This window comes from Amnibacterium sp., assembly GCF_051956055.1.
GTDB lineage: Bacteria > Actinomycetota > Actinomycetes > Actinomycetales > Microbacteriaceae > Amnibacterium.
The window spans coordinates 51,356-61,217 of the sequence record NZ_JBQCGC010000080.1; the positions used below are offsets into that span (position 1 = coordinate 51,356).

The 9,862-nt window shown below is 71.3% G+C and carries 5 protein-coding genes; 2 read left to right on the top strand and 3 right to left on the bottom strand.

Features of this window, described 5'->3' with window-relative positions:
• Window positions 1-139: 139 nt before the first annotated feature.
• Together ACTHLI_RS11665 and ACTHLI_RS11670 are read left to right on the top strand one after the other, a co-directional pair.
• Complete coding sequence (locus ACTHLI_RS11665) at window positions 140-1,747, top strand: glycoside hydrolase family 16 protein (protein ID WP_440183729.1); 1,608 nt, start codon at window positions 140-142, stop codon at window positions 1,745-1,747.
• Between the two features lie 213 nt (window positions 1,748-1,960).
• Window positions 1,961-4,372, top strand: a complete 2,412-nt coding sequence (locus ACTHLI_RS11670) for a DUF7402 domain-containing protein (protein WP_440183731.1) — start codon at window positions 1,961-1,963, stop codon at window positions 4,370-4,372.
• A 54-nt stretch (window positions 4,373-4,426) separates the two neighbouring features.
• Here ACTHLI_RS11670 and ACTHLI_RS11675 read toward each other — a convergent pair whose 3' ends face one another.
• The 3 genes from ACTHLI_RS11675 to ACTHLI_RS11685 form a co-directional block, all read right to left on the bottom strand.
• On the bottom strand, window positions 4,427-5,212 hold the full coding sequence (locus ACTHLI_RS11675; RefSeq protein ID WP_440183732.1) for a hypothetical protein: 786 nt from the start codon (window positions 5,210-5,212) through the stop codon (window positions 4,427-4,429).
• A gap of 651 nt (window positions 5,213-5,863) precedes the next feature.
• Window positions 5,864-8,572 carry a putative Ig domain-containing protein gene (locus ACTHLI_RS11680; protein WP_440183734.1) on the bottom strand — a complete coding sequence of 903 codons (2,709 nt, stop codon included), beginning with the start codon at window positions 8,570-8,572 and terminating at the stop codon, window positions 5,864-5,866.
• A gap of 141 nt (window positions 8,573-8,713) precedes the next feature.
• Complete coding sequence (locus tag ACTHLI_RS11685; protein ID WP_440183736.1) at window positions 8,714-9,403, bottom strand: arsenate reductase/protein-tyrosine-phosphatase family protein; 690 nt, start codon at window positions 9,401-9,403, stop codon at window positions 8,714-8,716.
• Window positions 9,404-9,862 lie beyond the last annotated feature (459 nt).

Below are 9,862 nucleotides of genomic sequence, written 5' to 3' on the forward strand. Positions count from 1 at the left end.
GGGCCGAGTCGCGGCCCTCGAAGGTCCGGATCCGCCGACTTCGGCATCTGATCAGGGCATCCGCGGGTATGGTGCCGCAGTGCCGCCCGCTTCCCCCCTCCCGAGGGTCCGTACTCGGGCAGCCGGGGTGGGGCGGGCCGTGCGCCGACACCCGGTCCGGTCCGCCGGTATCGCGGTCCTCGCATGCCTGGGGCTGGTCCTCTCGACGCTCATCGCCGGGGGCGCCGAAGGGCTGGGGCAGGCAGTCGTGTGCGACGAGAAGGGCACCGTGTGCACGCGGCTGCTCGCCTCCGATGCATCCCCGCAATGGGCGATCCTTCCGCTGAGCGCGGACGGTCGCCTCCTGATCCGCAACGACGACCGCACCGGCTCCGTCGTGATCGGGGTCGTGGCCTACCTGCGCGCGGATGCCTCGCCGATCGGGCCAGCTGGATCGACGACCGGCTCGGTCACCGTCGCACCACGCGCCTCCGAGGCGCTCGAACTGCGTGGCGCGCCGGGGGGAGCGCGTCTCGTACTCGTGCGCACCGGCCGTGGCGTCGCAGGTGGGGTGTCCTGCACGGGCCCGGACTGCGCCGGACTGCGCGTGGTTGCGCGCGGCAGCGCATCCGTGCCTCCGACGGACGTGCTCACGCGACTGATCGCGGAGCGCCGAGGCGTGCCGACCGCTGCTGCCAGGATCGTCGCGGAGGCCGTCGTGAAGCGGGTCGGTGCTGAGGGACCCGCCCATCTCACCGCTGCGGTCCGGCCTGGACGGGGACGGCTGACCGTCGACTGGGAGCTCGCGCCCGGTGGTCAGGACGTCGTGGCGGTCCGGGTCACCCTTATCCGTGCCGGCGGGACGGCGCCGATCCAGGAGCACGACGCGATCGCGGCCAGCGGCTCTCTCGTGCTCACCGGGCTGGCGACCACCACCCCCTACACCGTCGACGTCGCTCCGGTCGTGCGCAGCAAGGGGACTGAGGTCGTCGGAGCGGCCGTGCAGTTGCCGGCGACCGCCGACGGCGCGCCGGTCGCGGCCGGTGCCACGCGCCCCTCCGCCCCGGCCGGATGGACCCCGTTGCTCGAGCAGGACTTCGCGACACCGGCGCCGCTCGGCTCGTTCGCCGCCGTGTATCCGGGATGGTCCTGGTACGACGGCATGACCGAGACGTCCCGCGAGACTGCGCGTCCGCGCGGTCAGGTGGGAGTGTGGAACTCCGCGACCACCATGAGCGTCAGCAACGGCATGCTCGACTGTCACCTGCACACCGCAGGGGAGCAGCCGCAGGTCTGCGCCCTCACGCCGACCCCCGACGGCCAGCAGTGGCACGGTCAGCTGTACGGGCGCTACAGCGTCCGGTTCCGCGCCGACGCCGTGCCCGGATTCAAGATCGCGTGGCTGCTCTGGCCGGACTCGGACCAGTGGAACCAGGGCGAGATCGACTTCCCTGAGGGGTCGCTCGACGGCCCCATCACCGGCAGCTCCCATCGCACGGATGGCGACCCGGCCGACTTCGCCTGGTTCGTCGACACGGGGACCCGTATGCAGGCGTGGCACACGGCCACGATCGACTGGGAACCGGGTCGCCTGACCTTCCTGCTGGACGGCCAGTCGTGGACCACCACCGATCCGCTCGCTCTCCCTCGCGTGCCGATGCGCTGGGCGCTGCAGGCCGAGACCGAGATCATCGACACACCCCCGGCGAGGTCGGCGCAGGGTGACATCCTGATCGACTGGGTAGCGGCCTGGAGTCGCTCGAGCTGACCCGTACCCCCAATCCGCGGGCCTCAGGCGGCCGACAGAGCCTTTCGGCGTTGACGGCGCCCGAGCATCGGGGGAGGATTCGGCTGCGGTCCCCACCGCGCGCTGCACCCTGCGCTACTTCCCCCACACGCACCCGACGATGGACCGCACCCACGGCCGTCCGACATCCGCGGTCCCGGATTCCACGGCCGCGATGTCGAGGAGATCCCCCGAATGCCCGATTCGCCCACCCGCCGTCGCCCGAGATCGTCGCGTGCACTCCTCGCCGTCGTCGCGCTCGTCGTCGGCGCGTTCGTCACTCCTGCTGCTCCGGCGCTTGCAGCCACGACGGGCTGCGCCTCCGGCTCGGTGCTCGACGTGGTCGCGCACCAGGACGACGACCTCTTCTTCCAGAACCCCGACATCCAGACGGCGATCGCCGCAGGCAAGTGCGTGACGACGGCTTACATCACCGCCGGTGACGACGGCCGCGCGCAGACGTACTGGCAGGGCCGTGAGCTGGGGGTGAAGGCTGCGTACGCCGAGATGGCCGGCGTCGCGAACTCGTGGACCGCGGGCACGGTGGTCCTCGCCGGGAAGACGGTCGTCACGGCATCCCTCACCGCCGATCCGGCGATCACGCTCGTGTACTTCCGGCTGCCGGACGGCGGCCTGACGGGGGCGGGCAACCCCAGCACGGGCAACGTGAGCGTGCCACAGTTGGAGAAGGGGTACATCTCCAGCATCAGTGCGGTCGACGGGACCGCCACCTACACGAGAGCGCAGCTCGTCGCGTCGATCCTCGCGCTCATGACGACCTACCGGCCCGGTCAGGTGAACACGCAGGACTACGTGGGTTCCTACGGCGACGGCGACCACGCCGATCACCACGCGGTCGCGATCCTGACGCACGAGGCCTCGGGTCAGTACACGACGACGCACACCCTCACCGGCTTCCTCGACTACGCCACGCAGAACATGGCGGTCAACCTCACGAGCGCGCAGATCGCGGCCAAGTCGGCCGCCTTCTACACCTACGCGCCCTACGACACCCAGATCTGCAGCACGGCCGCGCAGTGCGCGGGCAGCCCGGAGGCCGCCTGGCTTCAGCGGGAGTACACGGTGGATTCCGAGCAGAGCGGCGGCGGGGACTCCTCGCTCGGCACCAACATCGCACTGAACGCGACGGCGACCGCGAGCTCGCAGAACACGTCGACGGGACAGCTCGCCAGCAACGCGATCGACGGCATCGTCGACGGCTACCCCGGTGACTACACCAAGGAGTGGGCGACCCAGGGGCAGGGCGTCGGCGCCACCATCACCCTCACCTGGGCGGTGCCGCAGACGGTGGACCACGTCACCCTGTTCGACCGCCCGAACCTCAACGATCGCATCACCGCGGGAACCCTGACGTTCTCCGACGGGTCGACGGTGGCCGTGCCCTCTCTCGCCGACGACGGGACAGGAACGACGGTGTCGTTCTCGAGTCGCTCGATCACGAGCGTCAAGCTGACCGTGACCGGCGTCAGCTCCACGACGACGAACGTCGGCCTCGCCGAGTTCCAGGTGTGGACCGCCAGCAGCGGTACGACCACGCCTCCTCCGTCGACGGCGACCAACGTGTCCGCCTCCGCGACCGCCACCGCGAGTTCGCAGAACACCGCGGACGGACAGAGTGCGGCGGCGGCGATCGACGGCACAGCGGACGGCTATCCCGGTGACTACACCAAGGAGTGGGCCACGGTCGGCGGCGGCGTCGGCAGCTGGCTCCAGCTGACGTGGGCTGCCCCGCAGCCGCTCACGAGGGTGGTCCTGTTCGATCGGCCCAACCTGAACGACCAGGTCACGAGCGGACATCTGCTCTTCTCCGATGGAAGCACGGTGTCGTTCGGCAGCCTGGACAACGCCGGAGCGGCGACGACGATCGACTTCTCGTCGCGCTCCGTCACGAGCGTCCGCTTCGTCGTCGACGGCGTCAGCTCGACGACGGTCAACGTCGGACTGGCTGAGCTGCAGGCCTGGACCGGCACGAGCGGTTCTTCGACGCCGACGCCGACGGGAACGCCGACGCCGACGGGAACGCCGACGCCGACGCCGACGCCGACGGGAACGCCGACGCCGACCCCGACGCCGACTGGAACGCCGACGCGCACCTCGACGCCGGCCCCGACTGGAACGCCGACACCGACCCCGACGCCGACTGGAACGCCGACGCCGACGCCGACGCCGACGCCGACCGGGACGAACCTCGCGCTGACGGCCACGGCGACCGCGTCCTCGCAGGCGACGAACCAGACGGCAGCGAAGGCGATCGACGGGAAGATCAGCGGCTATCCGACGGATGCGACCGCGGAGTGGGCCAGTGCGGGAGGCAAGGCCGGGAGCTGGATCCTGCTGACCTGGAGCAGTGCGCAGTCGGTCAGCTCGGTGACGCTCTACGACCGACCGAACACCGATGACCAGATCACCGGGGGCACGCTGACCTTCAGTGACGGGTCGACGGTGACCGTGCCGAGCCTCGACAACACCGGCGCGCCGGTGACGATCACCTTCCCCGCCCGATCGACCATCTCGATCAAGCTGACCATTACGTCGGTGTCGTCGACGACGAAGAACGTCGGTCTCGCCGAGTTCGAGGTGCGCTGAGCGCTCGCGAGCCGCAGGGTGGGAGCACCTCCCACCCTGCGGCACGTCCCGGACTCAGTCCTCGCACACCTCGAGCCGGATGAGCCGGAACCCGACCATCCGCTGGAAGTGGCGCAGGCCGTGCGACAGGTGCATCGAGATCGTCGTGTCCACCAGATGGTGCACGCCGCGGCGGCTCAGCTCCGTGATCAGCACCTGGGTCATCAGGTAGCGAGCCAACGAGGCGTCGTCGTCCGCGCGGAGGGTGCGGAAGTAGCGCAGCGCACCGACGCCGTCATCGATCGGCGTCACGGAGAGCAGCAGCGGGGAGCCATCCGCGGCCCGGGCGAGCAGCCACAGGTCGTAGTCGAGGAGATCCTCATTGCTCGGGCTGTCGGCGCGATAGAGCGCGTGCGGATTGTTCCGTTCGTGCTCGTCCGCCAGGTCGACGAGCTCACGGCGCAGCACCGGGTCGGTGACCGCCTCCCAGGTGATCCCGCGCTTCTGCGCCGCCCGTACCTTGCGGCGGAGCGTCTGCTTCGATGCGCCGAGCTCGTACTGGGTGCTGTCGTCGGGCACGGCCACCGCGCCGGAGACGGTGTGGAGGGGTGTGCGCAGACGCCCCACACCGCGCGAGAGCTCGTGCCGGACCGCCCTCCCCTCGGGAGTGGCTGACGTCCGGACCTGCAACACGGGCAGCCGTCGCGCCGACGCGAAGGCCGCTGCGGTCCGCCGAGGCCGGCGGAGCAGGTAGCCGACGCCCTTGCTTCCTGATGCCTCGTACTGGTCGAGGAATGCGTTCACCGCGGACTCGAGGGCTGCGTACTCGTGGTCGTCGATCAACGGCGACGCAGTGGACACTCGTTCTCCTTCTCGATCGGGCAGCGGCGCCCCCGATTCCAGTTCACGCGGCGGCCGCGCGCCAGACCCCTCTTCGGAGGCGCCTCCTCGATGAGCGCGCGTTCCGAACGCTGCAGCGTCGCTCATCGGCTTCCGTATCGGTTCTGAAGGGTGGTCCGATCCGGCGCGGACCCCGTGGTGCCGGCGCTGCGCCGTGTCACTCGAACGGCACCGCGATCGGTGGTGGACGTCGATGTCCGTGAGCCTCCCGCGTGCGGTACGAGGAAGCCGATTGCGCTCACGCGCACCTCCTGGAGCTTCGGGACCTGGGTACGATCCCGAGCGAGAATCTTGCCAGAAGCTGGGGCGGCTTCCTGGGGAATCGACTGATCACGTTCAGGTTGCAGCACGGCTTGGTTGAGGTCGCTGAGGCGTTCGACCGACGCACGTCGAGCCCGTCGTGGAGCCCGCGCCGTTGCGGACCCACAACGGGTCTCATTCAGCATGGTCGCCCGAGGTCACGCCCGGGTCACGATCTGCTCGGGTTTCGCTCGCAGCGCGGAGGCGCTGCAGGCCAACAGGCGAGCGCGCCCACTCCTCCGCCGGGCTGCCACGATCGGTCGATTCGGGCGTCTCCGAACGTCCGGCCGCGGCAAGCCAGCGGAGGCGGCGCTACCGCACGACCAGGCGGCCCGTGCGCTTCGCCGTGGAGCCGGTCACCGTGTGCGTGCCGTGCTGCAGACGGGAGGTGCGCTTCACGAAGACGCCGTGCGCGTCGGCGCGACCGGTCGCGAGCACGGTTCGGCCGCGGCGGATCGTGACGCGCTCCTTCGCGGCGAGCCCCCGCACCGTGAGCGTGCTGCCCGAGCGGGTGACCCGGAGGCGCTTGGCCGACGAGACCGCCGTGACCGTGAGCTCGTGGCTCGCCGTGGTCGCCGGGTCGGTGACCCGTCGGCTGCCGGTGACGCGGATCCGGTGCACGGTGTCCTTCGCGCGGGCCGGGAGCCGCACCGTGCGGGTGAGGCTGCCGCCGAACGTGGACCGGCCGGTCGCGACCTGGCGCCCGTTCAGGGCGATGCGGAACCGCTCGCCCGCCTTCAGGCCGTGGACCGTGACGCGCACCGACGTGCCGGTGCGCGGGGTGACGGCGCTCGCGCTGCCGGTGACGAGGTGCGTGATCGCCGGGACGAGGATCGTGTAGCTGCGGGTCGCGTGCCCGGCGTTACTCGTGGCGGTGAGGTGCAGCGTGAAGCGCCCGGAGGTACGCGGGGCGCCCTGGAGCAGGCCCTTGCTCCGGTCGAGCGTGAGGCCCGCGGGCAGGTCCTTCGCCCGCGCCGAGTAGGTCACCGGGACGGTGCTGCTCGCCGCGACGGAGAGCGACAGGGGGTGGCCGAGCCGCACCATCGTCGTGCCGAGGACCGGGAGCACCGGCGCGGAGGGGACTGCCGTGACCGGGGTGCTCGGGCCGGTGCCACCGGTGGCGCCGCTCGTGCCGGTTCCGCCGGAGCCGGTATTGCCTCCGACCGACCCCGAGCCGCCTGAACCCGACCCTCCGGTGCTCGAGCCGCCGGTACCGGGCGTGGTCGAGCCTCCGTCGGCCGGAGGCACGACCGCGGCTGCCGCCACGGTGAGCGTCAGCGTCCGCTCGGTGGTCCCGAAGTCGTTCGTCGCCGCGACGGTGAAGCCGAAGTCGCCGACCGCGGTCGGCGTGCCGGCGATGACGCCCGTCGCGCTGTCGAGGGAGAGCCCCGAAGGAAGCGCGTTTCCGGTGATCGCGTAGGCGATCGCGCCCCGCTCGCTGGTCGCGAGGACCGGCGCGCGGTACGCGATGCCGGTCGTCGCGTCGGGGAGGGATGTGGTCGCGACGACGGGAGCGCCGGCGACGTCGACGGTGACCACCTGCGAGCGCTGCTGATGCGGCGACGACGCGGTGAGCACGAACGAGTAGTGCCCGCTCGTCGCGGGCCTGCCGGTGATCGCGCCCGTCGAGCCGTCGATCGCGAGGCCGGAGGGGAACGCGGGGATCGTGTCCGCGGGCAGGCCGGTCGGCGTGTTCGAGGTGACCGAGAACGCCGTCGCGTCGCCGGTCACCGGCGCCTGCTGCGCGTAGCTGCGGTCGGTGGCGGCGTTCGGCAGCGCCGAGCCCGTGAATGCGATCGGGGTCTCGTAGGCCGCCGTGAGCGTGACGGGGTCGCCTTCGCCGCCGGAGGTGGAGAGCGCGGCGAGCAGGTCGTCGTTCGTCACGTGGGTGATGCCCGAGCCGCTCCAGCCGACGAGCGACTTGCCTCCCGAGGTCCCGGTGTAGGCCGACAGATCGAGGCCCGCATCCGCGAACGTGGTCGCGTACACGTGCTGAACGGCCGGCGCGGTCGTCGATCCGGCTCCGGTCGCGAAGGAGACCGGGTGGTTCCTGCCCGTGATCGTCAGCGCGGCGTCGTCGATCGAGCCGCCGGAGTCGCGACGGATCGTGCCGCCGGTGTTGTCGATCGTGCCGGCGCCGGTGAGCGTGCCGCCCACCTCGAGCCGGCCGCTGTTCCGGAGGGTCGCACCGGCCGGCACCGTCAGCGTGCTGTTCGAGGCGACGCGGAGGGTGCTGCTGCCGCCTCCGGTCGCCAGGTTGTCGAGGCTGCTGAACGTCGCGGCGGTGTCGCCGGCGAGCGTGACGTCGCCGTTCTCGATCGAGATCGCGGAGGGCGTGCCGGTGCTCCCGTATCCGCCGCCGATCGCTGCCGCGCCGGTACCTCCGGTCGCGGTGACCGAGGCGTGCCCGATGCTGATCGTGCTGAGCGGGACGGCTCCCTCGCCGCCGCCGATGCCGGCGCCGTGGAAGCCGCCGGTCGCTTCGACGGTTGCGCCGTCGTCGATCGCGAGTACGACGTCGGTGTCAGAGGGGGATATCGGTCCGATGCCGGCTCGTCCGGTACTCCCTGAGGCATCGAGCGTGACGGCGCTCTGGATCTCAAGGCGCGATCCGGCTTTCGTCTGCACGCCTCCTGATTCACTTCCATTGACGGACGCGCCTCCAACCGAGAGCTGGGCGCCTTGCGCAGAGCTGTCCAGCACAACGAGCGCGGATGTGCTGCTGACTACGAGTAGGTCAACTTCGAGACGGTGCCCGTTCAGGTCCAGGCGAAAGCTGCGCGCCGCAGGAGTCGTCACGACATCGCTCGCGCCGCCGTCGCCGGTCAGGTCGGCGCCGAGCGTGATGACGGTCCCGTTACTCGCGCTCTGGAACGCGGCGACGAGCGCGGCCTTGGTCGTGACGGTCGTCCCGGCGGCGGAGGCGCTCGTGGCGACGAGCAGTGAGCCGGTGAGAGCCGCTGGGAGGACCATTCCTCCGATCAGCAGGCGGCGGCGGTGGATCGAGGAGGGTGCGGACATCGGGCTCCTGAGGTCGTGACGTCGTCGGTCACGAGGAACCTAAAGATGCACCGAACCTGAACGATTCAGCGACGCGCCGCCGTCGTACTCCGGACGCGCCTTCGCCGTACCCCATTGCGGGGCACGCCCTGTGGGCCGGCTTCAGGCGTGCTGGCGCCACCACCAGTCGTTCGGCGTGGTGCCGATGCGGGCCATGCGGTCCTCCGTCAGGTCCACGAGGCGCGACCCGAGCGTGAGCGCCACCTGATACGCCTCGTCGGTCGCGTGGCGGTGCAGGGCGGCGTCGTCGTGGCCGTCGACGAGCGCCAGCGGGTCGGAGGTCGGCAGCGCGCGGTCGCGGTGGAACACGCTCGTGTGCATCGGGGGCTCGATCAGCGGGATCGAGCCGCGCACCTCGTCGAGCAGCGCGACGGTCTCCGGCAGGTTCGTGGGCTTGGGGGAGCGGCCGGTGCGCACCTCGTCCGTGAGTACGGAGACGAGCACCAGCGCCTCCTTCAGCGTGAACGTCCGGGACCGGCTGATGGGGGAGAGGCGCACGACGGCGGAGCGGTGGTGGCGCTCGGCGGTGAGGATCAGGTCGGCCTGCTCGGCGTCCTCCACCGTGACCGAGCGGCTGCGGTGGCTGACGGAGAAGGTCGCGGCCCGCATGGAGGCGCCCAGGCGGCCGGCCGCGAGGTCGCAGATCAGGTCCTGCTCGCGGCTCTCCACGCCGCGGCTGATGACCGTCTCCTCCGCGAGCGGTCCGTCGCCCGCGAACTGCTTCTGCAGCGCGAACTCGATGATCGGACCTCGGCAGACATCGCTGCCGTCGACGATCAGCACAGTGCCCATCGGTGTCTCCCGGTGCGTTCCGCGGCCCCCGAACGAGGGGTCACCTTCAGGATGAGGGTCCAGGTGGTATCACCCGGGGAACGACACGGCGTGGCGCCGAACTCATGGCGCGACGCGCCGGTAGAGGGCGCTCGGGTGGTCTCGAGGCGGCCGCGCCGCACCTCGACCGGCGGAGTGCGGTGACCGGGTGCGGGGTGGTCTCGAGGCGGCTTCGCCGCACCTCGACCGGCGGAGTGCGGGTGACCGGGTGCGGGGTGGTCTCGAGGCGGCTGCGCCGCACCTCGACCGGCGGGTTCCCGGTGATCGAGGTACGAGCGAAGCGAGCCTCGAGATCACCCCGAGCCCTCGTGCTCGCTCGGGTGCACGGCCGAGCTTAAAGCATAAAGGGGCCGGGCCATATACCGGGAGAAAGAACCAACCCCCCCCACCCCACACAAACACCCGGGCGGCGGGGGCCCG